General features: G+C 70.8%; 28 protein-coding genes. 14 read left to right on the top strand and 14 right to left on the bottom strand.

From position 1 onward, the window contains the following. The first annotated feature begins 36 nt into the window (after positions 1-36). On the top strand, positions 37-969 hold the full coding sequence (locus AB3M83_RS08495) for an AEC family transporter (RefSeq protein WP_412947004.1): 933 nt from the start codon (positions 37-39) through the stop codon (positions 967-969). 9 nt (positions 970-978) lie between these two features. Here the strand turns inward: AB3M83_RS08495 and AB3M83_RS08490 are convergent, their stop codons facing one another. Beyond that, the gene (locus AB3M83_RS08490; RefSeq protein WP_412947002.1) at positions 979-1,740 is read right to left on the bottom strand and encodes an SDR family oxidoreductase; all 762 of its coding nucleotides are present in this window, start codon (positions 1,738-1,740) and stop codon (positions 979-981) included. Between the two features lie 138 nt (positions 1,741-1,878). On the opposite strand from AB3M83_RS08490, the gene AB3M83_RS08485 reads away from it, so the two are divergent. The 4 genes from AB3M83_RS08485 to AB3M83_RS08470 all read left to right on the top strand — a co-directional run bounded on the left by AB3M83_RS08485 (position 1,879) and on the right by AB3M83_RS08470 (position 4,520). Beyond that, positions 1,879-2,349, top strand: a complete 471-nt coding sequence (locus tag AB3M83_RS08485) for an NfeD family protein (RefSeq protein ID WP_412947000.1) — start codon at positions 1,879-1,881, stop codon at positions 2,347-2,349. Beyond that, positions 2,346-3,281 carry an SPFH domain-containing protein gene (locus AB3M83_RS08480; RefSeq protein ID WP_412946998.1) on the top strand — a complete coding sequence of 312 codons (936 nt, stop codon included), beginning with the start codon at positions 2,346-2,348 and terminating at the stop codon, positions 3,279-3,281. The genes AB3M83_RS08485 and AB3M83_RS08480 overlap by 4 nt, the downstream gene beginning before the upstream one ends. Continuing rightward, entirely contained in the window at positions 3,278-4,051 is a 774-nt protein-coding gene (locus tag AB3M83_RS08475; RefSeq protein WP_412946996.1) for a glycerophosphodiester phosphodiesterase family protein, read from the top strand. Before AB3M83_RS08480 ends, AB3M83_RS08475 begins: the two co-directional genes overlap by 4 nt. A 106-nt stretch (positions 4,052-4,157) precedes the next feature. Then, on the top strand, positions 4,158-4,520 hold the full coding sequence (locus AB3M83_RS08470) for an RNA polymerase-binding protein RbpA (RefSeq protein ID WP_412946994.1): 363 nt from the start codon (positions 4,158-4,160) through the stop codon (positions 4,518-4,520). A gap of 3 nt (positions 4,521-4,523) precedes the next feature. On the opposite strand, the gene lnt is transcribed toward AB3M83_RS08470, so the two are convergent. From lnt to AB3M83_RS08440, 6 genes are read right to left on the bottom strand one after another with little or no spacing between them, the layout of a single operon-like run. Next, a complete protein-coding gene (lnt, locus tag AB3M83_RS08465) occupies positions 4,524-6,083 on the bottom strand; it encodes an apolipoprotein N-acyltransferase (RefSeq protein ID WP_412946991.1) in 1,560 nt (519 codons plus the stop codon). Between the two features lie 23 nt (positions 6,084-6,106). Beyond that, complete coding sequence (locus tag AB3M83_RS08460; protein WP_412946988.1) at positions 6,107-6,661, bottom strand: gamma carbonic anhydrase family protein; 555 nt, start codon at positions 6,659-6,661, stop codon at positions 6,107-6,109. Positions 6,662-6,677: 16 nt separating this feature from the next. Further along, positions 6,678-8,180, bottom strand: a complete 1,503-nt coding sequence (locus AB3M83_RS08455) for an amidohydrolase (protein ID WP_412946985.1) — start codon at positions 8,178-8,180, stop codon at positions 6,678-6,680. Further along, entirely contained in the window at positions 8,177-8,827 is a 651-nt protein-coding gene (locus tag AB3M83_RS08450) for an FMN-binding negative transcriptional regulator (RefSeq protein ID WP_412946984.1), read from the bottom strand. The genes AB3M83_RS08455 and AB3M83_RS08450 overlap by 4 nt, the downstream gene beginning before the upstream one ends. A 16-nt stretch (positions 8,828-8,843) precedes the next feature. Continuing rightward, positions 8,844-9,830: an Fpg/Nei family DNA glycosylase gene (locus AB3M83_RS08445; protein WP_412946981.1), complete on the bottom strand. Its 987-nt coding sequence runs from the start codon at positions 9,828-9,830 to the stop codon at positions 8,844-8,846. Next, positions 9,830-10,366 (bottom strand): ribose-5-phosphate isomerase, encoded by a 537-nt coding sequence (locus tag AB3M83_RS08440; RefSeq protein ID WP_412946978.1) that lies wholly within the window; start codon positions 10,364-10,366, stop codon positions 9,830-9,832. Before AB3M83_RS08440 ends, AB3M83_RS08445 begins: the two co-directional genes overlap by 1 nt. A gap of 121 nt (positions 10,367-10,487) precedes the next feature. Here AB3M83_RS08440 and pepN point away from each other — a divergent pair, with 121 nt between their 5' ends. The 5 genes from pepN to AB3M83_RS08415 all read left to right on the top strand — a co-directional run bounded on the left by pepN (position 10,488) and on the right by AB3M83_RS08415 (position 16,493). After that, the gene (pepN, locus tag AB3M83_RS08435; protein WP_412946977.1) at positions 10,488-13,037 is read left to right on the top strand and encodes an aminopeptidase N; all 2,550 of its coding nucleotides are present in this window, start codon (positions 10,488-10,490) and stop codon (positions 13,035-13,037) included. Between the two features lie 109 nt (positions 13,038-13,146). Beyond that, positions 13,147-14,061, top strand: a complete 915-nt coding sequence (locus tag AB3M83_RS08430) for an ABC transporter ATP-binding protein (RefSeq protein WP_412946976.1) — start codon at positions 13,147-13,149, stop codon at positions 14,059-14,061. After that, positions 14,058-14,858 (top strand): ABC transporter permease, encoded by an 801-nt coding sequence (locus tag AB3M83_RS08425; protein WP_412946973.1) that lies wholly within the window; start codon positions 14,058-14,060, stop codon positions 14,856-14,858. Before AB3M83_RS08430 ends, AB3M83_RS08425 begins: the two co-directional genes overlap by 4 nt. Before the next feature lie 79 nt (positions 14,859-14,937). Beyond that, positions 14,938-16,026 (top strand): mechanosensitive ion channel family protein, encoded by a 1,089-nt coding sequence (locus AB3M83_RS08420; RefSeq protein ID WP_412946970.1) that lies wholly within the window; start codon positions 14,938-14,940, stop codon positions 16,024-16,026. A gap of 8 nt (positions 16,027-16,034) precedes the next feature. Beyond that, on the top strand, positions 16,035-16,493 hold the full coding sequence (locus AB3M83_RS08415) for a globin (RefSeq protein ID WP_412947858.1): 459 nt from the start codon (positions 16,035-16,037) through the stop codon (positions 16,491-16,493). On the opposite strand, the gene AB3M83_RS08410 is transcribed toward AB3M83_RS08415, so the two are convergent. Beyond that, on the bottom strand, positions 16,476-17,144 hold the full coding sequence (locus AB3M83_RS08410; protein WP_412946967.1) for a DUF8185 domain-containing protein: 669 nt from the start codon (positions 17,142-17,144) through the stop codon (positions 16,476-16,478). The two genes, AB3M83_RS08415 and AB3M83_RS08410, sit on opposite strands and share 18 nt — an antisense overlap. A 53-nt stretch (positions 17,145-17,197) precedes the next feature. Between AB3M83_RS08410 and AB3M83_RS08405 the strand changes: the two genes are divergently transcribed. The 3 genes from AB3M83_RS08405 to AB3M83_RS08395 all read left to right on the top strand — a co-directional run bounded on the left by AB3M83_RS08405 (position 17,198) and on the right by AB3M83_RS08395 (position 20,212). After that, a complete protein-coding gene (locus tag AB3M83_RS08405) occupies positions 17,198-18,067 on the top strand; it encodes an acyl-CoA thioesterase (RefSeq protein ID WP_412946965.1) in 870 nt (289 codons plus the stop codon). A gap of 91 nt (positions 18,068-18,158) precedes the next feature. Further along, positions 18,159-18,878, top strand: a complete 720-nt coding sequence (locus AB3M83_RS08400) for an ABC transporter ATP-binding protein (RefSeq protein WP_412947857.1) — start codon at positions 18,159-18,161, stop codon at positions 18,876-18,878. Further along, a complete protein-coding gene (locus AB3M83_RS08395; protein WP_412946964.1) occupies positions 18,875-20,212 on the top strand; it encodes an FtsX-like permease family protein in 1,338 nt (445 codons plus the stop codon). Before AB3M83_RS08400 ends, AB3M83_RS08395 begins: the two co-directional genes overlap by 4 nt. Position 20,213: 1 nt before the next feature. Here AB3M83_RS08395 and AB3M83_RS08390 read toward each other — a convergent pair whose 3' ends face one another. From AB3M83_RS08390 to msrA, 5 genes are all read right to left on the bottom strand, one after another. Then, complete coding sequence (locus AB3M83_RS08390; RefSeq protein ID WP_412946961.1) at positions 20,214-20,735, bottom strand: acyl-CoA thioesterase; 522 nt, start codon at positions 20,733-20,735, stop codon at positions 20,214-20,216. Then, positions 20,728-22,407 (bottom strand): energy-dependent translational throttle protein EttA, encoded by a 1,680-nt coding sequence (gene ettA / locus AB3M83_RS08385; protein ID WP_412946959.1) that lies wholly within the window; start codon positions 22,405-22,407, stop codon positions 20,728-20,730. Before ettA ends, AB3M83_RS08390 begins: the two co-directional genes overlap by 8 nt. Positions 22,408-22,443: 36 nt before the next feature. Beyond that, positions 22,444-22,941 (bottom strand): DUF6993 domain-containing protein, encoded by a 498-nt coding sequence (locus tag AB3M83_RS08380; protein WP_412946957.1) that lies wholly within the window; start codon positions 22,939-22,941, stop codon positions 22,444-22,446. 40 nt (positions 22,942-22,981) lie between these two features. Then, the gene (locus AB3M83_RS08375; protein WP_412946956.1) at positions 22,982-23,455 is read right to left on the bottom strand and encodes a single-stranded DNA-binding protein; all 474 of its coding nucleotides are present in this window, start codon (positions 23,453-23,455) and stop codon (positions 22,982-22,984) included. A gap of 185 nt (positions 23,456-23,640) precedes the next feature. Then, on the bottom strand, positions 23,641-24,165 hold the full coding sequence (gene msrA, locus AB3M83_RS08370; RefSeq protein ID WP_412947855.1) for a peptide-methionine (S)-S-oxide reductase MsrA: 525 nt from the start codon (positions 24,163-24,165) through the stop codon (positions 23,641-23,643). A 124-nt stretch (positions 24,166-24,289) separates the two neighbouring features. On the opposite strand from msrA, the gene AB3M83_RS08365 reads away from it, so the two are divergent. Continuing rightward, positions 24,290-24,541 carry a hypothetical protein gene (locus tag AB3M83_RS08365; protein ID WP_412946953.1) on the top strand — a complete coding sequence of 84 codons (252 nt, stop codon included), beginning with the start codon at positions 24,290-24,292 and terminating at the stop codon, positions 24,539-24,541. Positions 24,542-24,545: 4 nt separating this feature from the next. Here AB3M83_RS08365 and yczR read toward each other — a convergent pair whose 3' ends face one another. After that, entirely contained in the window at positions 24,546-25,961 is a 1,416-nt protein-coding gene (yczR, locus tag AB3M83_RS08360; protein ID WP_412946951.1) for a MocR-like transcription factor YczR, read from the bottom strand. Positions 25,962-25,985 lie beyond the last annotated feature (24 nt).

Raw genomic sequence — 25,985 nt, 5'->3', positions numbered from 1 at the left:
ACGGGGCAAGTGGCCGAGCCCGCCTAGGCTCGAGGGGTGCTCGAAGTGCTGACCGGATTCGTCGTCATCGGCGTCGCGATCCTCGTCGGCTGGATCATCGGGCGCATCGATCTGCTCGGACCGACCGGCGGTCAGGTGCTCGGCCGCCTCACCTTCTTCGTCCTGAGCCCGTTCCTGCTGTTCACGGTGCTCTCCGAGGCCGACGTCGCGACCCTGTTCTCGGGTCTCCTCCCGGTCTCCGCGCTCGCGGCGGCCGCCGTGTTCGCGGTCTACGTCCCCCTGGCCCGATTCGTCTGGCGCCGCAGCGCCGGCGAGACGGTCATCGGCGCGCTGTCCGCCGGACAGGTCAACTCGAACAACATCGGCATCCCGCTGTCGCTGTACGTACTCGGCAGCGCCGCGTTCCCGGCGCCGGTGATCCTGTTCCAGCTGCTCGTCCTGACGCCGATCACGATGGCGTTCCTCGAGGCGATCGCCTCGGCGAGCGGACGTCGGCCGTGGCCGATCATCCGCCGCACGATCACGAACCCGATCGTCGTCGGGTCCGCCCTCGGGACCGCCGTCTCGGCAGCGGGAATCCGCCTTCCCGAGATCGTGTCCGCTCCCCTGCACCTCGTCGCCGGCGCGGCGGTGCCCGTCCTCCTGATCAGCTACGGGATCTCGCTGCACGGGCAGCGGGTGCTGGGAGCGTCGGGCAGGCGGCGCGACATCCTGGTCGCGACCGCGCTCAAGCTGATCCTCATGCCGCTCGTGGCGTGGGCGCTGGCATCCTTCGTCTTCGGCCTCTCCCCCGCCGACGTGCTCGTCGTGACGGTGCTCGCCGCGCTGCCGACGGCGCAGAACGTCTTCAACTACGCGCAGCGGTACCGCATCGGCGAGACGATCGCCCGCGACACGGTGTTCCTGACGACCCTGGGGTGCGTCCCCGTGCTCTTCGTGGTGGTGCTGCTGCTCTCCCCCGCGGGGTGAGCGGGGCGGTCAGGCGCCGAACGAGCTCACATCGCCGATGAGGCGCGTGTTGTCGGCCGGCACGGGCTCGACCGCGGCCAGGGCGACCTCCGCCGCGAACTCCGACACGTTGTAGAGCCGGCCCGCCGACTCGCGGCGCTCGCTGATCGCGCCCGGGTTCGCCCGCTCGAGGAGCGTGGCGGTGATCGTCCCCTCGATCATGTCCCCCGACACGACGACGAACTCGACGCCCTTCTCGGCGAGGGCCGGGATCTGCTCGCGGAGGGCGACTTCACCGGCGCGCTTCGAGCGGGCGACCGGCTCGTACTCGGGCATCGTCGGCGTCGTCTCGATGAAGTGCGCCTGGTGACTCGTGACGAACACGACGCGGGCGCCGTCCGAGAGGAGTGGCAGAGCCGTCGCGAGGACGTTGAGCTGCGCATCCCGGTTGAGCTTCAGGGCGTAGTCCTCCGCCATGCCGCCCTCCATGCCGCCCGAGGCGTTGAGCACGAGGACGTCGAGGCCCGCGAAGCGCTCCTCCACCGCGCGGAACATCTCCGCGACGGATGCCGGGTCGGTCAGATCCGCACCGACGGTCAGGACGTCCACACCGAGATCGCGCAGCTCCGTCGCCAGCTTCTCGGCACGCGGCGCCTTGTTGCGGAAGTTGATGACGACGTTCGCGCCCGCCTGCGCGAGGTAGCGCGCCGTGTCGGCGCCGATGCCCCGCGAGGACCCGGTGACGAGGGCGGTCTTCTCTGAGAGGGAACCGGCGGGAAGGGGCTGCGACATGAGGATCTCCTGCGGGGTGGGGTGATGCGAGCCGGAGCTCGAGCACCTCGACACTATCAACCGCGCGCGCCCGGCCCCGAGCGGCCACCCGCGTTGATAGTGTGCGAGGAAAGCGCCCCGAGGAAGGAGCCACCGCCGATGCCGGATCTCGTGCAGTACCTCTGGATCGCGTGGCTGGTCCTCGCCGTCCTGTTCGTGATCATCGAGCTGCTGACCCTCGAGTTCACCTTCCTCATGCTCGCCGCCGGCACGCTCATCGGCGGTCTCGGGGCGAATCTGCTCGGGACGGTCTGGTGGGTGCAGGTCCTCGCGGCCGCCGCGATCTCGGCGCTGCTGCTGTTCACCATCCGTCCGCTGCTGCTGCGGGCGCTGCACCGATCGAGTCAGCACATCCCGACGAACGTCGACGCGCTCACCGGGATGTCGGCGCGCGTCGTGACCGCATTCGTCGAGGGCGACGGGTCGGTCAAGCTCGACAACGGCGAGACTTGGACGGCTCGTCTGACCGATCTCACGACCACCGTCGGCCCCGGTGAGCGCGTCACCGTCACCGCCGTCCGCGGCGCGACCGTCCTGGTCGCGCCCGAGCAAGGGAGTGCCTCCGCATGATCGTCCCCGCCACCGTCAACGTCGGCGATTTCATCGGCCAGATCTTCATCGTGGTGCTGCTGGTCGTCATCGCGATCTTCGTCGTCGTCGTGCTGTTCCGATCCATCCGGATCATCCCGCAGGCCTACGCCGGCGTGGTCGAGCGCCTCGGCCGCTACCAGCGCACGCTGACGCCCGGCCTGAACATCCTGGTCCCGTTCATCGACCGGGTGCGCCCGCTGGTGGACATGCGCGAGCAGGTCGTGTCGTTCCCGCCGCAGCCCGTCATCACCGAGGACAACCTCGTCGTCTCCATCGACACGGTCGTCTACTTCCAGGTGACGGATGCCCGCGCCGCCACCTACGAGATCGCCAACTACCTCGGAGCGGTCGAACAGCTCACGACGACGACGCTCCGCAACGTGGTCGGCGGGCTGAACCTCGAACAGGCCCTCACGAGCCGCGACAACATCAACGGGCAGCTGCGGATCGTCCTCGACGAGGCGACCGGAAAGTGGGGCATCCGCGTATCGCGTGTCGAGCTGAAGGCCATCGACCCGCCGCTGTCCATCCAGGACTCGATGGAGAAGCAGATGCGCGCCGAGCGGGACCGCCGTGCGGTGATCCTCACCGCCGAGGGCTCCAAGCAGTCGCAGATCCTCGAGGCAGAGGGGCGTCGTCAGGCGGACATCCTCCGCGCCGAGGGCGAGAAGCAGTCCGCGATCCTCCGTGCCGAGGGCGAAGCAGCCGCCATCAAGAACGTCTTCGACGCGATCCACGCCGGGCAGCCGGACGAGAAGCTCCTCGCCTATCAGTACCTGCAGACGCTTCCCAAGATCAGCGAGAGCGCGTCGAGCAAGCTGTGGATCATCCCCGGCGAGTTCACCGACGCGCTCAAGTCGTTCAGCGGCGCCTTCGGCGACAGGACCGCTCCCCCGACCCCGCCGGTATGACTCATCCGTGGTTCATGGGCGAGCCGGGGCCACGTGTGCTCGCCCATCGTGGTTTCGTGCCGCCGACGTCCGAGGGCGTCGCCGAGAACTCCGTCGCCGCCATCGCCGCGGCACGAGGGGCCGGGACGGTGTACATCGAGTCGGACTGCCACCTGACGGCCGACGGCGAGGTCGTCCTCTTCCACGATGACGACCTCCGTCGGGTCACGGGCGATCCGCGCCCCGTGGCATCCGTGCCGGCACGCGAACTGGCGGCGATCATGTCGACGCGGGGCGGGCTCGCGATGCTCGCCGACGTGCTGGACGCCTTCCCGGACGCCCGGTTCAACCTCGACGTGAAGGCTCCTGCGGCGGCGGAGCAGGTCGGCTGGCTCGTCGCGAGGGAGTCGCACCGCGTGTTGCTCACGAGCTTCTCGGACGAGCGTCGCCGCGCCGCGCTCACGTCGGCCCGGGCGAAGGGCGGCGACCCGGCGACGTCCGCGGGGACGTCGACCCTGGCCCGCATCCTCGCGGCGGCTCGCAGCGGCCTCCCGCGGCTCGCGCGGGCGGCTCTGGCGGAGGTGGACGCGCTGCAGGTGCCCGAACGCCATCGCGGGATCCGGATCGTGACACCGCGCCTGCTGCAGACCGCCCACCGTGCCGGAGTCGAGGTCCACGTCTGGACTGTCAACGAACCGGCCGACATGCGCCGGCTCATTGCGATGGGCGTCGACGGGATCGTCACCGACCACGCCGATCGGGGCATCGCGGTGGCCAGAGGTCGCCTATAACCCGCGGCACTGGGTATCCCCTGTGAAAGGAGGGATCCGGGGGGCCCGTTCGGATGATCTCCACAGGTGAGTTCGTTATACCTGAGGACGACGAGAGGACCACACAATGGCAGATCGCAGCCTTCGCGGCATGCGTCTCGGCGCTTCGAGCCTACAGAGCGAAGAAGGCGTCGTATTCGTAGAGCGCACCAACCACACCTATGTCTGCACGCAGTGCGAGCGAGAGACCGTCCTGACCTTCGCGGCCGACGCCGAGGTCCCCGAGGCCTGGGAATGCCGCACCTGTGGCGCCGAAGCACTCCGCCGCATCGGTGACACCCTGGCCGAGGTCGACCACTCCGGCGACAAGGCCGTTCGCACCCACTGGGACATGCTCATGGAGCGCCGCACGATCCCCGAGCTCGAGGAGCTGCTCGAAGAGCGCCTCGCCCTCCTTCGGGCCCGTCGCGGCGAGCGTCTGAGCGCCTGACACTCACACCCCTGCGGCGCCGTCCTCCACGGGCGGCGCCGCTTTCGTGCGCCGGCGGACGAGGATCCCGGCCACCAGCAGCGCCGGGAGCGCGAGCCATCCGAGTGCGATCTGAACCGCGGGTCCGATGAGGACGGCCGGCGTCAGGCCGGTGCGCAGCGGCACGTCGACGAGCAGGTGCCCGGCCGTATCCGCGGACAGGCCGTCGATCACCGCCCCGTCGGGGGCGATGACCTGACTCGTGCCGACCGTGGAGATGTTGACGACCGCGCGCCCCGTCTCGATCGCGCGCATCCGTGCGAACGCGAGCTGCTGCAGGTTCTCATCGGTGTCGCGGAAGTCGGCGTTGTTCGTCTGGAACATGTACACCTGGGCGCCGTCGCTCGCGCCCTCCCAGATCACGTCGTCGTAGATCACGTCGAAGCAGATCGCGAGCCCCACACCGATCCCGTCCACGTCGAAGAACGGTGCATTCGTGCCGGGCGTGTACTCGCGCTGGATCAGCCCGATCAGATCGGGCACCAGCGCCTCGAAGAACCACCTGTCGGGGACGTACTCCCCCATCGGTACCGGGTTGGCCTTGTCGTGCAGCGCGACCGGGTTCTCTTCTCCGGACTGCCACAGCATGGACGTGTTGTAGATGTCGTCGCCGCGCTCGGTCGCCGCGTTGACGATGAGCGGGGCATCGAGCGTCTCGGAGAGATCGTCGAGGGCACGGGCCACCGACGAGTTGCGGAGCGGGTCGGCGTCGATGCCGCCTTCGGGCCACAGCAGCACGTCGAGATCCTCACCGAGGAGCGGCGCGGTGGCATCCATCTGCGCCTGAAGGACGTCGTACCGCTCCCGCTCGTCGAAGTAGCCGGAGGGCCCGTTGCCCTGGACGGCGCCGACGCGGAGCGAACCGGCAGCCGTCGTCGGGAACTGCGGGATCAGCAGCAGGAGCGCGGCAGCGGCGACCGCGGGCGCGGCGAGGGGGATCCGCCGCCACACCCGGAGCCGGACGGCTTCGATGGCCGCGGCGACGGTGAACACCATCACGAAGGTCAGCCCGCTGACGCCGAGCCACGACGAGAGCTCGGCGAGCGGGCTCTCGGCCTGACTCATCCCCAGCCGACCCCACGGGAAGCCGGTGTACGGCCACGACCCGAGGAACAGCTCACGCGCCGTCCAGGTGCCGGCGACCAGTGCCGGCAGCGCGACGACCCGCCCCCACGGCCCCGGGAGCAGGCGCGGGACCCAGCGGTACGCGAGGGTCAGGAGCATCGCGGCGACCGCACTCAGCACCGTCTCGATCCCCGCCAGCGCGAACCACGGGACGAGGCCGAGGTAGCGGGTGATCCACTCGATGTGGAACAGATAGAAGGATGCCGCGAACACGGCGCCGACGAGGACCGCCCCGCCGAGCGAGCGGCCGATGAGCGTCAGCAAGGACAGCGCGACGCCGACGAAGGCGAGCGGCCAGATCCCCACGTCCGGGAAGGCGAGGTCGAGGACCGCCCCGCCGATCGCGGCGACGGGTATGGCCCACCAGAGCGGGATCAGCGGACGGGCGGGCTCGGGCACTCTACGAGCCTAGGCGAGCGCGGTCAGACCGAGGCGATGCCGCCGGGTCGGAGGGCAGCCGCGTGCGCGTCGCGATGGGACAGGTAGATCTCGGCATTGCGGAGGAGGTCCGCGCGCTCGCCCTCGGTCAGCTGTCGCCGCACCTTGGCCGGGACGCCGGCGACGAGGGAGCCCTCGGGGACGACCGTGCCCTCCAGCACCACCGCTCCCCCGGCGACGAGGCAGCCGGCACCGATCTGAGCGCCCGAGAGCACGACGCTTCCCATGCCGATCAGCGAGCCGTCGCCGATGCGGCATCCGTGCACGACCGCGTTGTGCCCGATCGACACGTCCTCCCCGATGATCACCGGGTGTGCGGCGTCCACGTGGACGGACACGTTGTCCTGGACGTTGCTGCGCGCCCCGATCGTGATCGGGGCGCTGTCGGCGCGCAGCACGGCGTTGTACCAGACACTCGAGTCCTCGGCGAGGGTGACGGACCCGATGATGCGGGCCCCGGACGCGACGAGGGCGGAATCGGGCACCGACGGCGCGGCGTCCGCAACGGTCAGGACGGTGGCATCTTCGGCGACGGTCATGCCGAGAATCTACCGGTCACGTCGCCGAGTGGGTGAGTCGACCGGCGACCAGCGTCGCCGCGACGCGGGTCGCACGGAGTTCCTGCTCCCCCGCCGTGAGGGGATCGCGGTCGATCACGGCCAGGTCGGCGAGCATGCCCGGAGCGAGGTCATTCCCGGTCGCGGAGCCGCCTGCGGACGACGCCGCGAGGGCGGTCGCGGCGTCGAGGGTCTGATCCGGATGCCACGCCTCGCGCCCGTCCCGGGTGCGGTGCACCGCGGCCGACAGCGCAGCCCAGGGATCGAGCGGCGAGACGGGTGCGTCGGAGCCGAACAGGAGGTTCGCGCCGACGTCGGCCAGGGCACGCAGCGGGTACGCCATCGCCGTCTGACCCGCCCAGATGCTGTCGGAGAGGTCCCGGTCGTCGACGGCGTGCTCGGGCTGGACGCTCGCGCCGACCCCGAGCCGGGTGAACCGCGGGAGGTCGGCGTGCGCGACGAGCTGCGCGTGCTCGATCGTGCCGGTCGCGCCCGTCGCGGCGAAGGTGTCGAGGGCGTGCGAATTGGCGACATCGCCGATCGCGTGGATCGCGCATGACAGGCCCGAGCCGGTCGCGCGCGTCATGAGATCGAGCAGCTCGTCCGGCGGGATGGTCAGCACACCGGTGTTCCCGGGATCCCCCGCGTACGCGTGCGAGCACGCCGCGGTACGGGTGCCGAGGGACCCGTCGGTGATGACCTTGAGCGACCCCATCCGGACGAGACCATCGGGGTCGAGCGCGTCTCCCGTCGTGAGACCCGCGGCGATGGCCGCATCGAGGAGCGCGGGGTAGACGCCGAAGGTGACGCGGAGAGTGTCGAATCCGGTCTCCAGCCGCCGCGCCCAGTTGCCGGGGTTCCACGCCATGTCGAGATCCACGATGCCGGTGACTCCGCGCGCGGCCGCCGTGCGCATCGCGGCCGCGACGTAGCGGTCGCCGACGACGGGGTCCACGTCGTTCAGGCGGCGGGAGATCTCGAAGGCCGGCTCCTCCCGCAGCATCCCGCTGTCGTCGAGGGGGAAGCCTTCGCGGCGGAGTGCGGCGGAGTTCAGCCACACGCTGTGCACGTCAGCGTTGATGATGTAGGTCGGCACGTCGCCCGTCGCGGCGTCGAGGACACTCCGTGACGGCGCGTCGGGCCAGAACGCGTCGCGCATCCCGGTGCCGACGCGGCGACCGTCCTCGAGGACGGGCGCCGCACCCATCCGGGCGGCGGCCTCCGCGGCGCCGGCCGCGTCGCCGAGCGCGACACGCTGCGCGGTGAGCGCCCACTGCACGACGTGCACATGGTGGTCGACCAGGCCGCGTGTCAGCCACGCGCCGTCCGCCTCGAGGACGGCACCGCGGCGCGGCAGGGATCCGGCCGGCGCGATGTCGCTGATCACCCCGTCTCTCAGGTGCACGTCGACGGGCTCGTCGCCGAAGGGATCGAGGCGATCGCTGCCGGTCAGGCGCACGTCCGCGATGACATCGGGGCGCTCCCCGGAGGCGGGGCTCACCGAGCGTCCCTCGCGGCGCGCATGGCGTCCGCGGCGCGGCGCATCTCGGCGCCGAGGCGGGGATCGGCGTACGGGCTCTCGCCCGCGTCCAATGCTTCGATGATGGTCTCCACGACGTCCTCCGGACGGTTCTGACTGAGTTTGCGCTTCGCCGTCACGGCCGTCGGCGTCAGCCGGAATCCGACCGTGCCGCGTTCGAGCTTCTCGATGAACGCGGGGTCGTTCGGCGGCGCCCACATGCCGCGCGGCGACGGCATGGCGGACTCGAACCGGGCGACCAGCTTCTCGAGCACGGCGAGATTGTCGGCGGCGGTGAGGACCTCGGGCACACCGCGCAGGTGCGCCGACACGAAATTCCACGTGGGGACGGCGGGTCCATCGCCGTACCAGTTCGGCGAGATGTAGCCGTGCGGTCCCTGGACGACGACGAGCATCTCCCGCTCGCCCAGCCCGTGGATCGCATCGTCGGGCCGGCCGACGTGCCCCACGATCGTCAGGTCGTCCCGGGTGTCGTCGAGCAGGACCGCGTAGTGCGAGGCCACGAGACCCTCGGGGGTGTCGCTCACGAGCGTCACCCAGGGGTTCTGATCGATGAGACGCCGCAGCTCGCCGACGTCGGTGAAAGCGAAGCTCGGATTCTGTCTCATGGCGACGTCCTTCCGATCAGGCCTGGCACCGCGGGCACCAGTAGAGCTTGCGCGCTGCCATCTCCTCGAGCACGACCTCCGTGCCGCACACCCGGCAGGGCAGGCCCGCGCGGTGATAGACCCAGTGGCGGTCGTCGCGGTGAGCCATGGCACGGCGGTGCGCCTCAGGATCGAGGTCGTCCATCGTCATCATCTGCCCGGTCTCGACGCCGATGGACAATAGGCGCACCCAGTCGCGCCACAGCCCGCGGACGACCTCCTCGGGAACCTCGCGGCCCGGCGTGTGCGGGTTGAGGTTCGCCCGGAACAGCATCTCCGCCCGGTACACGTTGCCGATCCCGCTCACGACCTTCTGGTCCATGAGCAGCAGGCCGATCGGGGTGGGCTTGCGTCGTACGAGCGCGGTGAACCGCTCCTCCCCCTCCGCGATGTCTCCGACGAGCGGATCCGGGCCGAGCGACGCGATCGTCGCGAGCATCTCATCGGGCGTCTGGATCTCGCAGGCCGTGGGTCCGCGGAGGTCGGCGACCGTGGCGGCCGTCATGAGACGCAGTCGCACCTGGCCGACCACCGGCGGCGGCCACTCGTCGTCCCCGCCGAGGCCGCTCGTCTGCTCGCTCATCCGAACGCGACCGCGGGCCCGCCGCGGCGCACCGATCGACGCGAGCGAGTTCTCCCCGGCGGCGTCGAAGACGAGGTCGGTGCCGCGCTGGTTCGTCTGCCCCATGCGTCCGTTCGCGGACGCGATCGTGGGGTCGATGAGGATCTCACCGGCGAAGTCCCACGCCCCGTACAGACCCAGATGGATGCGGATCCAGACGTCCTCGTCGAAAGCCAGGAACATCTGCTTCCCGACGGCGCGCGCCGCCGTCAGGGTGCGGCCGGACACGACCTCCGCCCCCTCGGCGAACCGGCCCTGCGGGCTGGACGCGGTGACCTCGTGACCGATGAAGTTGCGCTGGAACTGACGGGCGATGCGGTGGACGGAGTGACCTTCGGGCATCAGCCCGCTTCCGGGTCGAATGTGGGGGACGCATCCAGCACGTCCGGCTGCGTCCCGCGCGGGTCGGCTTCGAGCGCGCCGTCGGTCTCGTACGCGGCGAGCTGGGCGATGCGGCGCGCGTGACGCTCCTCGCCCGGGAAGGGAGTCGCGATGAACCGGTCGATGAACCCGGCGGCCTCGTCGAACGTGTGCTGACGTGCGCCGATGGCGATGACGTTCGCGTCGTTGTGCTCGCGCGCCAGCTCGGCCGTGGCGATGCTCCAGACGAGGGCGGCGCGGATCCCGCGGACCTTGTTCGCCGCGATCTGCTCGCCGTTGCCGGAACCGCCGAACACGACGCCGAGCGCCTCGACACCGTCGGCCTGGTCGCGTGCGACGGCCTGGGCGGCGCGGATGCAGAACGCGGGATAGTCGTCCTGCGGGTCGTACTCGACCGGCCCGTGATCGACGACCTCGTGGCCCGCTTCGGCGAGGTGGTGCTGGAGGCGGGTCGAAAACTCCATGCCCGCGTGATCGGTCCCGATGTGGATGCGCATGACTCGATTCTAGGGACGCTGCGCCGACGGCGAGGCGGCACGACGGCGTAGGCTGTGGAGGTTGCCGTCGGCGCCAGCAGCGCCTTCCTGCGGCATCCCACTCACCCCTGGGAGAAATGCAGTGCCTGGAGAGAACCTCACCCGCACCGAGGCGCAGGAGCGCCGCGCGATCGTCGAGACCCACTCGTACGAGATCGCCCTGGACCTGACCACCGGCGACGAGGTCTTCGCCTCGCGTTCCGTCGTCCGCTTCGCGGCGACCGAGGGCGCCTCGACGTTCATCGATCTGATCGCCCGCCGGGTGCGGGAAGTGACCCTCAACGGCCGGTCGATCGATCCGGCCGCCGCGTTCGCCGAGTCGCGCCTGCATCTGGACGGGCTCGCCGCCGAGAACGAGCTCGTCGTGGTCGCCGACTGCGAGTACACGAACACCGGCGAAGGCCTGCACCGGTTCGTCGACCCCGTCGACGGCGAGGTGTACCTCTACTCGCAGTTCGAGGTGCCCGACTCGCGGCGCGTGTTCGCCGTGTTCGAGCAGCCCGACCTGAAGGCGACGTTCCAGTTCACCGTCACCGCCCCCGCCGGCTGGAAGGTCGTCTCCAACTCCCCCACGCCCGAGGCCCAGCCCGCGGGCGACGGCGTCGCCACGTGGGTCTTCGAGCCGACGCCGCGCATCTCGTCGTACATCACGGCCCTCGTCGCCGGACCCTACGAGCAGACGTTCTCCGAGCTCACCAGTGCCGACGGCCGGGTCATCCCCCTCGGCGTCTACGCCCGCAAGAGCCTGTGGCAGCACCTGGACGCCGATTACATCTTCGACAAGACCCGTCAGGGCTTCGCCTACTTCGAGTCGAAGTTCGGCGTGCCGTACCCGTTCGCCAAGTACGACCAGCTCTTCGTCCCGGAGTTCAACGCGGGCGCGATGGAGAACGCCGGCGCGGTCACGTTCACCGAGACGTACGTCTTCCGTTCGAAGGTCACCGACGCCGTCAAGGAGCGTCGCGTCGTGACGATCCTGCACGAGCTCGCCCACATGTGGTTCGGCGACCTCGTGACCATGAAGTGGTGGAACGACCTCTGGCTCAACGAGTCGTTCGCCGAATGGGCCTCCACGATCGCCACGGCCGAGGCCACCGAGTGGACCGAGGCTTGGACGACGTTCAACGCGATGGAGAAGACGTGGGCCTACCGGCAGGACCAGCTGCCCTCGACGCACCCCGTCGTCGCGACCATCAACGACCTCGAGGACGTGCAGGTCAACTTCGACGGCATCACCTACGCCAAGGGCGGTTCGGTGCTGAAGCAGCTCGCCGCGTGGGTCGGCATCGAAGCCTTCTTCGCCGGTGTGTCCGCCTACTTCCAGAAGAACGCCTGGGGCAACACGGAGCTCAGCGACCTGCTGACCGAGCTCGAGGCCACGAGCGGACGTGAGCTCACCACCTGGTCGAAGAAGTGGCTCGAGACGGCCGGCGTCAACACCCTCTCCCCCGACATCCGACTCGACGTGGACGGCGCCATCACCCGGTTCGCGATCGTGCAGACGGCCCCGGCGGACTATCCGACCATCCGGCCACACCGCCTCGGCGTCGGCTTCTACTCGCTCGAGGGCGACGCACTCGTGCGCACTCACGACATCGAGCTCGATGTCGACGGCGACCTCACCGAGGTCCCCGAGCTCAAGGGTCTCCGTCAGCCCGACCTCGTGCTGCTCAACGACCAGGACCTCGCGTACGCCAAGATCCGCCTGGACGAGCGGTCGCTGCGCACGGCCATCGAGCACCTCGGCAAGATCAGCGACCCACTCGCCCGTTCGCTCGTGTGGGGCGCGGCATGGGATCAGACGCGCGACGCGGAGGCGTCGGCATCCGACTACATCGATCTCGTGCTCCGCAACATCGGCACCGAGACGGAGTCGACCACCGTCCGCACCACGCTGGCGCAGCTGCAGCTCGCCGCGAACTCGTACGTGACCCCCGATGCCCGCAGCAGCGCGCGCGAACGCGTCGCGGAGGGCCTGTGGGATCTCGCCCGGGCGGCGGAGGCGGGCAGTGACAGCCAGCTGCAGTTCGTCACCGCGTTCGCCTCGGCCGCGGCGACCGCCGACCAGTGGCGCCGGGTCGCAGACCTCCGTGCCGGTGAGACGGCACTGCCGGGCCTCGAGATCGACGCCGACCTGTCGTGGGCGCTGCTCGTCTCGCTGGCCGCGGGCGGCGTCGTGGACGCGGACGAGATCGATGCGGCCCTCGCGGCCGACAACACGGCGAAGGGCGGCGAGTTCGCGGCACAGGCCCGGGCGGCGATGCCGACGGTCGATGCGAAGCGCGCCGCCTGGACCTCGCTCATCGAGAAGACCGACCTGCCCAACACCGTGGTCCGGTCGGCGGCCGCCGGATTCGTCCACCCGGCGGGCGTCGAGGCGCTCGGCGCCTTCGTCGACGCCTACTTCGACATGCTGCTGCCGGTGTGGGAGTCGCGGACCTATCAGATCGCGCAGTACCTCATCGTCGGGCTGTACCCGGCGCCGCTCGCGAGCACCGCACTCCGCGATGCGACCCGTGCCTGGCTGGCCGCGAACGCCGACGCACCCGCGGCCCTCCGTCGTCTCGTGAACGAGAACCTCGCCGGCGTCGAGCGCGCGCTCCTGGTGCAGGAGCGCGACGCGCAGGACTGACCGCCGGACGATCGAGAGGCGTCGCACCGCACGTGCGGCGCCTCTCGTCGCTCCTTCTCATCCTTTCGGAGGACGCGCGCCACGGGTGCGTCCCCGTAGCGTGGGGCGCATGATCGTTGCAGAAGGCCTCACGAAGAAGTTCGGAGACAAGACCGCCGTGGACGGGGTGGACTTCGCCGTCCCATCCGGCAAGGTGACCGGGTTCCTCGGGCCCAACGGCGCCGGAAAATCCACCACGATGCGGATGATCGTCGGCCTGGACCGACCGACCGCCGGGCGGGTGACCCTCGACGGACGCGAGTACCATTCGCTCCGCTCACCGCTGACCGAGGTCGGCGCCCTCCTGGACGCGAAAGCCGTCCACACCGGTCGCAGCGCGCGAGACCACCTCCGCGCGATGGCGGCCACGCACGGCCTCCCCCGCGCCCGTGTCGACGAGGTCATCGAGATCACCGGGCTCGGCTCGGTCGCCGGCAAGCGTGCGGGGAAGTTCTCGCTCGGCATGGGACAGCGCCTCGGCATCGCCGCCGCGCTCCTCGGCGACCCGCAGACGCTCATCCTGGACGAACCCGTCAACGGGCTGGATCCCGAGGGCGTCCGCTGGGTGCGCCAGTTCGTGCGCGCACAGGCGGCGAACGGACGGACCGTGCTGCTGTCGAGCCACCTCATGAGCGAGATGGCGCTGACCGCGGATCACGTCATCGTCCTCGGTCGTGGCCGCGTCCTGGCCGATGCGGCCATCGACGACCTGGTTGCCGCCTGGACGCGCACCACCGTCACGGTCCGATCCCCCCGCGCCGACGAGCTTGCCCGCCTGCTCACCGGTCCCGACGTCACCGTCACGAGCCGTGGCGACGGTTCGCTGGAGATGTCGGGGCTCTCCGCCCAGGCGATCGGCGACACGGCATCCGCCGCCGGAATACCCCTGCATGAGCTCACCCCTCGCTCGGGTTCGCTCGAGGATGCCTACCTCGCCCTCACCGAGGGTTCCGTCGAATACGCCACACAAGGAGTTGCATCGTGACCGCCCCCGCCGCCACCCGCGCCACCACCGCCCGCCGGGAGGGACCGCACGTCAGCTTCCCCCGCCTGGTGCGGAGTGAGACCATCAAGCTCTTCACGCTCCGCTCGACCTGGTGGTCCCTCGCGATCACCGTCGTGCTGGCCGTCGGGATCTCCGTCCTCTTCGCATTCGCGACCCGCGGGTTCGGCGAACCCGCGAATGCGGTGACGGGGATCGTCCTGCCGATGCAGTTCACGATGCTCGTCGCCGGAGTCCTCGGAGCGATGGCGATCACCGGCGAGTACTCGACCGGCATGATCCGCTCCACCCTCACCGCCCAGCCCCGTCGGGGGGCGGTCCTGCTCGCCAAGGCTGTCGTCGTCGGCGTCACGCTCGCGGTGACCACCGTCGTCACGAGCGCGGTCGCGGCACTCGCGACCGCACCCATCACCGGCGCGGGCATCGACTGGAGCGACCCGCAGCAGAGCGTCGTGCCCCTCGCGTTCGGCGTGCTCGCCATGGCGACCTTCGCGCTCATCGGGCTCGGCTGGGGATTCCTGATCCGCACCGGCGCCGGTGCGATCGCCGCCACGGTAGGCGTGCTGTTCGTGCTGCCGATCGTGCTGACGATCTTCGTCGCCGGCGGTCCCAGCTGGGCGTGGGTGGTCCAGCTCGGCGACTACCTCCCCTCGAGCGCGGCCGTTCAGGTCACGACTCCCGGGGCGGAGAACCTCGCCGCCGGCATCCTCACCCTGCTGGCGTGGCCCACGGCACTCCTGGTGGGCGGATGGGTGGTCCTGCGGACCCGGGACGCCTGAGCACGAGCGGAGGACCGTCGAGTCATCGGCGGTCCTCCGCTCAGCGTCCGCGCGGCCGCCGGCCGTAGACTCGGAGCCGATGAGCCTGCCCACTGCTTCGACTGATCCCTCGCCCGCCTCCGGATGGGAGGCGGTCCGCGAGGGATTGCTGCGCTTCGCCGTCGAAGCCGGCTGGAAGGTCCTGTGGATCGCCCTCATCATCGTCGGCGCATTCCTGCTCTCCTGGGCAATGCGGCGTCTCATCGCCCGCGTCGTTGATCGCATCGTCCGCGGCGCGAAGTCACGCGCGGAAGCCGATGACACGCGTGCGCTCGACATGTCGCCCCTCGCTCAGGTGCGGATCGTGCAGCGGACGCGGACGCTCGGATCGATCCTCACCAACGTCGTCAACACGACGATCGTGATCATCGCCGTCCTGCTCATCGTCTTCATCGTCAACCAGGGTGTCCTCGCATCGTTCACACTGCTGTCGGCTGCGATCGGGGCAGGGCTGGGCTTCGGTGCGCAGAACATCGTCAAGGACGTCCTGAACGGCATCTTCATCGTCGCCGAGGATCAGATCGGCATCGGCGACGTCGTCGACGTCGGCCTGGCGACCGGCATCGTGGAGTACGTCAGCGTCCGCGTGACACACGTGCGCGACGTGAACGGCACCCTCTGGTTCGTCCGCAACGGGGAGATCACCCGGATCGGCAACATGTCGCAGGGCTGGTCGCGCGTGATCGTCGACGTCACCGTCCCCGCCGACGTGGATCTCGCAGCCGTCGAGGAATCCATCCTCACCGCGTCGCGGGAGCTCGTCCGCGAGCCGAAGTGGCGTTCCCGCATCGTGGAGAAGCCCGAGGTGTGGGGACTCGAGTCGGTCGCCGGGGAGACGCTCGTGACGCGGGTCGCCCTCCGGACGCGTCCCAACGCGAAGGACGACGTGGCGCGGGCGCTCCGCGTCCGGCTGAAGCATGCGCTCGACGATCTCGGGCTGGAGCACCCGCAGCTCGAGTCGGTCACCCTGGCCGGCTACGACGGCGCGCAGAGCATCCGCGGCGCCAACCCCCCGAAGACCAAGCCGCAGCCCGTTGCGGCGCCGGCATCCGCCGCCCGCCCCACATGGCGGGCCAAGAAGCGCCGCGGCGACCAGCCCGACACGCTGAAGCCCCAGGAGAAGCCGTGACCGAACCGATGTCGTTCTACGAGGAGATCGGCGGCCACGCGGTCTTCGTGCGTCTCGTGGATGCCTTCTACCGTGGTGTCGCCGAGGACGAGGTCCTGCGTCCCATGTACCCGGAGGAGGACCTGGCCCCCGCCGCCGAGCGGCTGACGCTCTTCCTCGAGCAGTACTGGGGCGGACCGGCCACCTACAGCCAGACGCGAGGGCACCCGCGACTGCGGATGCGCCACAACCCCTTCCACGTCAACCCCGACGCCCGCGACCGCTGGCTGCAGCACATGCGGGCGGCCGTCGACGAGCTGGACCTGTCGCCGCTGCACCGGGCGACGCTGTGGGACTACCTGGAGCGTGCGGCGCACGCGATGGTGAACACCTTCGAGCCGACCGGCATCGGACCGGAGCGCACGATCGGCGCGACGTCGCTCACCGTTCACCCGGGCACTCCCGGGACGTCAGCGCCCACCCGTTGAGCGGACGGCGGTGAGGCCGGTCGGATTGCCGGCTCGCACCAGGACGTGTCCGCGGCGCAGCGTCAGGCGGGTCCAGGTGCCGGTCCGGTACACCCCGACCGACTCGGCGTCCGCCGCGAGGAACCCGAGGGCATCGGCGGCGAACGAGGCGCCGGCGGCGACGCCGCCGAGGCTCGGGTCGGGCTGACCCCAGATCGCAGCCCGCACCGTCCGGACGATGTCCTCACCCGGATCGGCCGGGAGTGCCGCCGCAACGGCCGCCACGCCGCGACGCACCGATGCGGTGAGCGCGTCCGACGACAGCTCGGCCGTCCGAAGCCAGCCGCCACGCGGCGGCGAGATGCCGGCCCACGCGGCGGAGACGCCGCTGTCGGGCAGGCGCAGCGCGCCGCCGTCACCGGCGCTGAGCGCGCCGGCATCCACGACGAGGTCGCACTCGAGCTCGGGATCGCTCGAGACGAACCGCATCCCGAGCACCGTCGGCACGTCGTCCCCGAAGCCGCGGGGAGAGAGCGGCGCGGCCGAGACGGCCATGGTGCCGCCGGTCGCGCGCAGCCGGATCACCGGGTCGCTCAGCCGCGCGGCACGACCCGCGAAGGTCAGCACGTCGGCGGCCGCACGGGGATCGGGGAACACGAGCTGAGGGGCCATCCGACCTAAACTAGCAAGCGGGCGATCGGGAACGCCCGGAGCGGAGCGGACACGTGAGCGAACCCGGCCTGGTCGACGGCCTGCTGAGGGTGCTGGATCTCTCCTCGAGCGACGCGCGCACCACGGAGGACATCTTCACCGGGATATCGCAGGCCATGCCGCTCGGCCGGGTGTTCGGGGGTCAGGTGCTCGCACAGGCCATCGTGGCCGCGGAGCGGACGGTCGAGGAAGGCCGTGAGGCCCATTCCATGCACGGCTACTTCCTTCGGCCCGGCGACTCGACCCGCGGGATGACGATCTCGGTCGACCGCATCCACGACGGTCGGTCGTTCTCGACCCGGCGCACGCAGGCGTTCCAGGACGGCGTGCCGATCTTCTCCATGATCGCGTCGTTCGAGACCCATGCCGACGGCCTCGAGCACCACACCCGGATGCCGGCCGACGTGCCGTCGCCGGAGTCCCTGCCCAGCCAGACCGGCCTCGAGGGGCTCCACCCCATGAGCAAGCGCCATTTCGACCGGAGCCCGGTCGAGATGCGTCACGTCGGCTCGCCTCTCTACGCCACGGTCGAGGGGCCGCACGTGGCGGAGCAGGCGGTGTGGATGCGGACGCGCGGCGCCGTTCCGGACGACCCTCGTCTGCACCGAGCCGCGCTCGCGTACATGAGCGACCTCACGATCCAGGAATCGGTCCTCCGCGCCCACGGCGTCGCCTGGGGAACCCCGGGGCTGAAGGTCGCGAGCCTCGATCATGCGATGTGGTGGCATCGCCCCGCCCGGGTCGACGAGTGGCTGCTGTACGTCCAGGAGTCGCCGAGTGCGCGGGGCGGCCGCGGCCTGGCCACCGGACGGATCTTCACCCGCGACGGCGTCCTGGTGGCATCCGTCGCCCAGGAGATCATGGTCCGCGTGCCGGAGGTCTGACCGGCGGCATCCGCGGGGATACATCGGGAGGATGACGCGGGTCGTCCGCCACGCCGATGTGCCGGGGACGGTCGGCGACCAGGCTGGAGTCATGCAGCAGCCGTCCTCCTCTCCCCCGCCCGCCGTCCTCCACGCCGCCCGCCTCGTCAAGCGCTACGGCGAGACGATCGCCCTCGACGATGTCCAGCTGACCGTTCGCCGTGGCGAATCGGTCGCCATCATGGGCGCCTCGGGCTCGGGCAAGACGACCCTCCTGCACGTGCTGGCCGGGATCATCCTGCCCGACGCCGGCGACGTGCGCTTCGCGGGCCGCTCCGGGACGGTGACGGTGCCGGAGCTCAGTGACGCCGACCGCTCCCGGCTGCGGCGCGAGGAGTTCGGCTTCGTGTTCCAGCAGGGCTTCCTGCTCCCCGAGCTCACCGCCGCCGAGAACGTCGCCCTCCCCCTCCTGATGAACGGCGAGAAGAAGGATGCCGCCGGTGACCGTGCGCGCGCGTGGCTCGCTGCGCTGGGGCTCGCCGGCATGGCGGACCGGCGGCCGGGCCAGCTCTCGGGCGGCCAGGCGCAGCGCGTCGCGATCGCCCGGGCGCAGGCCACCGGTGCGTCCGTCACGTTCGCCGACGAGCCCACCGGAGCGCTCGATTCGATCACGAGCGAGGAGGTGATGACCGCGCTCCTGCACTCCACCACCGGTCAGGGCCGCGCCCTGGTGGTCGTCACCCACGATGAGGCGGTGGCGGCGCGCTGCGCGCGCGTGGTCCGGATGCGCGACGGTCGCGTCCACGCCGACTCGGCTGCGGGTACCCGATGACCCCGCTCCGGCGGCGGCTGGACCTGACGGCCGGCCTGCGGCTGCTGTGGCTCGTCACCCGGCCCGGCGCGCAGGACACCGCCGTGCTGCTCCTCCCCGTCATCGCGTTCGCGGTGACGACGGGGCTCCTGCTCACCGTCGTGGGCGGGACGGCGATGTTCTTCTCCTGGGCTGATCGGGACGTCCTGTATCCCGCGCTCGGTGCCATTGCCTGCACCCTGCTCGTCGTGCCGCTGATCTCTCTCAGCGGGGTCGCCGCCCGGCTGTCGGCCCGGCGACGGGACGATCGCCTCGCCACGCTGCGCCTGCTGGGTGCGAGCAGCGGCGAGGTCACGATCCTCGCCGTCGTCGAGTCGACGGTGCTGGCCGCGGCCGGGGTCGCGGCGGGCGTGGTCCTGCACCTCATCCTCGTCCCTGTGGTCGGACTCATCCCGTTCGGAGGGTCGCCGGTCGGGGCCGGCGCGCTGCTCCTTCCCCCGTGGGCGGCGCTGCTCGTCGCGGTCGGGGTGGTGGCGATCGCCGCGGCGAGCTCTGCCCTCGGCCTGCGCCGGGTGCGGATCACCCCTCTCGGTGTGCGTGCCCGGACCGATGCACCGCCGCTGCGGTGGGCTCCGATCCTCATCGGAGTGGCCATCATCGTCGCGGCCGTGCTCGCGCTGCAGGTGGCGCCGGGCGATCTGGTGCTGTCGATCGTCGTGATCTGCGGGGCGCTCGCCGCGGTCATCGCCGTCCTCAACCTCATCGGACCCTGGGTGCTGGGTGTGATCGGACGTGCGCAGCTCCGTGCCGCGCGGACGGCCGCCGCGCTCGTGGCCGCGCGGGGCGTGCTCGAGGATCCGAAGGCCGCCTGGCGTCAGGTGTCGGGAGTCGCGATGACCAGCTTCATCGCGGTCGTCGGCGGGGTGGGCCTGGCACGCGTCGACGGCGTCGGCGACGTCGACCCGATCATCCCCGACGTCCGCACCGGCATCCTGCTGACCCTGGCCGTGTCGTTCGTCATGGTCGCCTGCACCGTCGGCGTGAGTCAGGCGGCGGCGATCCTCGATCGCCGCGAGACCTGGATCAGCCTCGACCGCGCCGGCATGGCTCGCTCGACGATGACCGCCATCCGGCACCGGCAGGTGCTCATGCCGCTCATCGCGACGGTCATCGTGTCCGTGGCGGTGGGCGGACTGCTCGTGGCGCCGCTCGTCGGTTCGGCCGTCCTGTTCGAACCGCTGTCGCTGCTCGTCGTGGTCGCATGCTTCGCGATCGGGTTCGCCTGGGTGCTGGCGGCGCTGCGGGCGACGGGGCCCGTCCTCCGGCGCACGCTCGCCGAGCCGTCCGCCGAGTGAGTCAGCGCCGGTGGCCGTAGACGATCGGCTCGCCCTGGAACGGCGTCCACGCCGACCGCTCGCGGTCGCTCAGTCGCAGGGGTCGTCCGGTCTCGGCGTCGACCTTCACGACCACCGCCGTCGCCCTCGCGTAGACCGTCTGCCCGTCGGGACCGGCGGTCTCGCGGGGGCTGCAGACCTCGTAGCAGACCTCGACGGACGAGCCGCCGATCTTGCCGAACCACAGCTGCACGTCGAGCGGATGCCGCTGGTACGGCACCGGGTGGAGGTATTCGATCTCCTGGCGTGCGATGAGAGTCAGGATGCCCGCGCCGACACCAGGTGCCAGGACGGCCGTCGACGGCGCCGTCTCCCCGACGCCCGGCTCCCAGAACGCGCGGATGCGCGCTTCCTCCAGGAGTTTGAGCATGGAGGTGTTGTTGACATGGTTGTACGCGTCGAGATCGCCCCAGCGCACCAGGATCGGGACGTGCAGCCGGCGCCCGAAGGCGCCGACCGTCACGTCGTCCGGGATCTCAGTCACGCGTGAGCTTGCGGTAGGTCGACTTCGCGGGGTTCGCGGCATCGGCACCCAGGCGCTCGACCTTGTTGGCCTCGTACGCCTCGAAGTTGCCCTCGAACCAGTACCACCGGTCGGGGTTCTCGTCGGTGCCCTCGTAGGCGAGGATGTGCGTCGCGATACGGTCAAGGAACCACCGGTCGTGGGTGATCACCACCGCGCATCCGGGGAACTCGAGCAGCGCGTTCTCGAGCGAGCTCAGGGTCTCGACGTCCAGGTCGTTGGTGGGCTCGTCGAGGAGCAGCAGGTTGCCGCCCTCCTTGAGCGTCAGCGCCAGGTTGAGGCGGTTGCGCTCACCACCGGAGAGGACACCGGCCTTCTTCTGCTGGTCGGGACCCTTGAAGCCGAACTTCGAGACGTAGGCGCGCGAGGGGATCTCGGTCTTGCCGACCGTGATGATGTCGAGGCCGTCCGAGACGACCTCCCACAGGGTCTTGGCGGGATCGATGTTCGCGCGCGACTGGTCGACGTAGCTGATCTTGACGGTCTCGCCGATCTTCAGATCGCCTCCGTCGAGCGGCTCGAGGCCGACGATCGTCTTGAACAGGGTCGTCTTTCCGACGCCGTTCGGGCCGATCACGCCGACGATGCCGTTCGGCGGCAGGCTGAAGCTGAGCCCGTCGATCAGCGAGCGGCCGTCGAAGCCCTTCTGCAGCTTCTTCGCCTCGATCACGACGCTGCCCAGGCGCGGGCCGGGCGGGATCGCGATCTCCTCGAAGTCCAGCTTCCGGGTCCGGTCCGCCTCGGCCGCCATCTCCTCGTAGCGGGCGAGTCGGGCCTTCGACTTGGTCTGCCGACCCTTCGCGCTGCTGCGCACCCACTCGAGCTCGTCCTTGAGGCGCTTGGCGAGCTTCGCGTCCTTCTTGCCCTGGACGTCGAGGCGCTCGGCCTTCTTCTCCAGGTAGGTCGAGTAGTTGCCCTCGTAGCCGATCAGGCGGCCACGATCGACCTCGGCGATCCATTCCGCGACGTTGTCGAGGAAGTACCGGTCGTGGGTGATCGCGATGACGGCACCCTTGTACGCCTGCAGGTGCTGCTCGAGCCAGAGCACGCTCTCGGCGTCGAGGTGGTTCGTGGGCTCGTCGAGGAGCAGCAGGTCGGGCTTCTGCAGCAGCAGCTTCGCGAGCGCGACGCGGCGGCGCTCACCGCCGGACAGCGGCGCGATCGCGGCATCGGCGGGAGGGGTGCGCAACGCGTCCATCGCCTGAGCCAGCTGCGAGTCGAGATCCCAGCCGTCGGCGGCGTCGATCTCCTCCTGCAGGGTGCCCATCTCTGCCAGCAGCGCGTCGAAGTCGGCATCCGGGTCGGCCATGAGCGCGGAGATCTCGTTGAACCGGTCGAGCTTCGGCTTGATCGCGACGCCGTCCTGGATGTTCTCCAGGACCGTCTTCGACTCGTCGAGTTCGGGCTCCTGCATGAGGATGCCGACGGTGAAGCCGGGCGAGAGCTTGGCCTCGCCGTTGGACGGGGTGTCGAGCCCGGCCATGATCTTGAGGATCGTCGACTTGCCGGCGCCGTTGGGACCGACCATGCCGATCTTGGCGCCGGGGAGGAACGCCATCGTGACGTCGTCGAGGATCAGCTTCTCGCCGACGGCCTTTCGGGCGCGGACCATGGAGTAGATGTATTCGGCCATATTGCCGTCAAGTCTACGGCGCGCCCGCAACCCCGCTCACCAGTCGATGGGCCGCGTCTCGCCGATGAGGCAGGTGTCTCCGGGGACCTCCGGGAGCACGCGCGTGACCGATCCCTCCACCGATGGGCCCACCTGCCCGACGAGGCACTCGTCGGCGATGTGGACCGAGAACTGGATGCTGTCGGCGGGGTCGTCGACCGAGGTGCGGTCGAAGGTCACCTCCATGGCGTCCTTCTCGAAGCCGGCATCGACGAGCGCGTCGACGTAGTCGCGTCCCTGGACCGACCGCGAATCGCCCCACACCTCGTCCACGACCGCCGCGAATCTGTCGAGGTTCTCCTGCGCCGAGCCGCCCGGGATGGTCTCGGCGGGCGTCGGGGTCGCGCTCGGGGTCGCGGTGGCGGTCGGCGTCGGGGTGGGCGACGGCGACGGCGTGGCATCGCCGGGGGTGCAGCCGACAAGGCCGGCGATCACCCCCGCACCGATGGTGACGACGAGCAGGCGGGGGATCATCTCGGACGGGTGTCGACGCACCCGGACACTCTAGGGGGTGCGACCGCAGAGTCCGCTGAGATCAGAACGGCGTCTCCCCCGGCTCCGGCCGCCATTCCGGCGACCCGGAGCCGCCCGCACCCACCAGCTCGCGCTCGGACGCCTCGCCCTCGACGGGGCCCGACGGCTGTTCCCGCCGGCCGGCCGTCTTGGTGAAGGCGGTCGATCCGAACAGCAGGTCGTGTCCCACGGCGCCCGCATCGATGTCGGCGGAGATCCCGCTCCGCTCCCCGCTCTGCCACTTCCGGATCGTGAGGCGACCGGCCACGATCACACGATCGCCCTTGCGGACGGAGGCGAGGACGTTGTCGCCGAGCGTCCGGAACGCCGACACGTCGTACCAGCTCGTCGGCCCGTCCGCCCACGCCCCGGTCTCGGGGTCGCGCGTGCGATCCGAGGTGGCCACGCTGAACGAGGCGATCGTGCCGCCGTCGTGCGTGCGGCGCAGTTGCGGGTCGCCGCCGACGCGGCCGACGATCGTGATCAGGTCTTTCATGTGCGCTCTCCTTCGCTCTGCACCGGGATCCGCTCCGGCCCGGCGTGTCCCCGGGCCTGCTGCGGCGCCCGGGTGCCCGACGGGCGCCGCAGCGTCACCAGGGTGCGTCGCCGGAGGTGCGCACACGCGCGGACGCCCCCGCACCGTGGGAACGGGCGGGTGCGTCGGCGCTTGTGGAGAAGGCGTCAGCTGCGCGCGTACTCCGCGAACCGCGCCCGGACCTTGTTCACCTTCGGGACGGCCACGGCGAGGCAATACCCCTGACCGGGGTTCTTCGTGAAGAAGTCCTGGTGGTAGTCCTCGGCCGGGTAGAAGTCGGTCAGCGGCTCGGTCGTCGTGACCAGCCCGCCGTCCCACCACTCCGAGGCGCGCTCCTGCGCGCGAGCGAACTCCTCGCGCTGCGCGTCGTCGGCGGGGAACATGGCGGAGCGGTACTGCGTGCCGACATCGTTCCCCTGCCGGTTCAGCTGGCGCGGGTCGTGCATCGTGAAGAAGGCGTCGAGGATGACGTCGGACGGGATGACGTCGGTGTCGAAGGTCACCTTCACCGCTTCGGCGTGACCGGTCGTCCCGGTGCACACCTGCTCGTACGAGGGGGACGGCACCGTCCCGCCGATGTAGCCCGACTCCACCTCGGTCACGCCGTCGAGCGCGCGATACGCGGCGTCGAGACACCAGAAGCACCCACCGGCCAGCACATAGGTCTGCATCATCATCAATCCCCTTCCGGAATTCTCGTCGTCTGCTGCAACGCGCGGAGCGTTCCGCGTGTTCCGCACCTGCGGCGATGTCGGCGGCCCGGCGTAGCGTCCTTCGCATCGGGAGGAGAATGCGATGATCACGACGGATGCCGGTCCGCAGCTGGCCGCTCGCCTTCGAGGATATGACCTGCGGCGGGTGTCGCCGTCACTGTGGCGGGTCGTCGACGCGCGGGGCGTCGTGGCCGGCCACGTGGCGGAGCTCGCCGACAGCCGCGGCGTCCGGTACGAAGCGCGCCGCTACTCGGCGTCTGCGCGCGCCTTCGTCGAGATCGGCGGATTCTGGCGGATGTCCGACGCGGTCGCCGCCGTCCACGATTCCCGCTGATCGCTCACACGATCGCCGCGACGGCGTCGGTCGCGACGGCCGGTGCGCCCTCCCGGACGCGCGGCCAGAGGTCCGCCAGGACATCGACGGCGTCACGGAGTTGCGCGGGGGGCGCCGTGAACGGCAGCCGGAGGTAGCCGTCGTGGCCGCCGTCGAGTGCGAACCTCGGCCCTGCGGACAGGTGCACGCCCGCGGACCGCGCGGCCATGACGAGCGCCCCGCTCAGCGGCGCGTCCAATCCGACCCAGAGCGACACGCCGCCGGCGGCCGCGGGCACCCGCCACTCGGGGAGACGCGCGGCCAGCCGCTGCCGGAGGGCGTCGCGGCCCTCTCGCAGCAGTGCGGCGCGCTGCGGCAGGATGTCGGGCATCATCCGGAGGAGCCGGACCGCGATGGCCTGTTCCAGCTCGGGGGTGCCGAGGTCGCGCCGCGGCCGCTGGCCGACGAGACGCCGGATGAGCACCGGATCGGCGCGCACCCATCCGACGCGGAGTCCGCCCCAGACCGTCTTGCCGAGCGACCCGATCCGGACGGCCGTCGGTCCGAAGTCGGCGCCCGTGTCGACGGCGCCGTCGATCGCGAGCTCGGCGGTGGTCTCGTCGAGCACGAGGACCGTTCCGGCGCGGCTCGCAGCGGCACGGATCGTGGCCTCCTCCCGGACGGTCATGACGCGCCCGGTGGGGTTCTGGAACCAGGGCATGAGGTAGGCGACCGCGGGCCGGGCGCGGGCGAAAGCCTGCTCGGCGCGGTCGAGATCCCAGCCGTCCGAGACGGTGACCGGCAGCCCGGTCAGCCGGGCACCGGTGGCGCGGACCGCATCTGCCGCATGAGGGTAGGTCGGCGTCTCGAGCAAGGCCGTGTCGCCACGCTGCAGCAGCGCGGCGGTGACGAGGTGGATGGCGTGCTGCCCGCCGTTCGTGACGAGGATCTGCTCGGGGTCGGTCGGGATGCCGCGCGCCGTGTACCGGTCGGCGATCGCGGTGCGCAGCGCCGTGCTGCCGAGGATGTCGTAGCCGGGACGACCCACCAGCGACGCCGCATCGGCCGCCACCTCGGCGATGACGCCCGCGAGCCCGGGCCACGCGGCCGGGCTCGCCTGCTGCAGGTCGAGGCCGCGGCCGTCGGCGAACACCCGGTCCGTGCCGCGCCGCGCCTGCGGCAGGGTCACGCTCCCCGAGCCCTGCAGGCTCTCGATGTGACCGCTGTGCCGCAGACTGCGGTAGGCGGCGGCCACCGTCGTGCGGCTGATCCCGAGTGCGTGCGCCAATTCGCGCTCGGCCGGCAGGGCGGTGTGCGCCGCCACGCGGTTGTCCAGGCACAGCAGGCGGATGCCGTCGGCGAGGGCCTCGTAGGTCGGCGTCCGAGTGCGCCATCCTCCGAGCGCGCCGGCGAGCGTGCGTGCGCTGATGCGCGAGTCCATGAGGCCACCGATCTCGAATTGGAC

This window comes from Microbacterium pasadenense (assembly GCF_047246565.1).
GTDB lineage: Bacteria > Actinomycetota > Actinomycetes > Actinomycetales > Microbacteriaceae > Microbacterium.
This window is presented reverse-complemented; position numbering and strand designations above follow the sequence as displayed.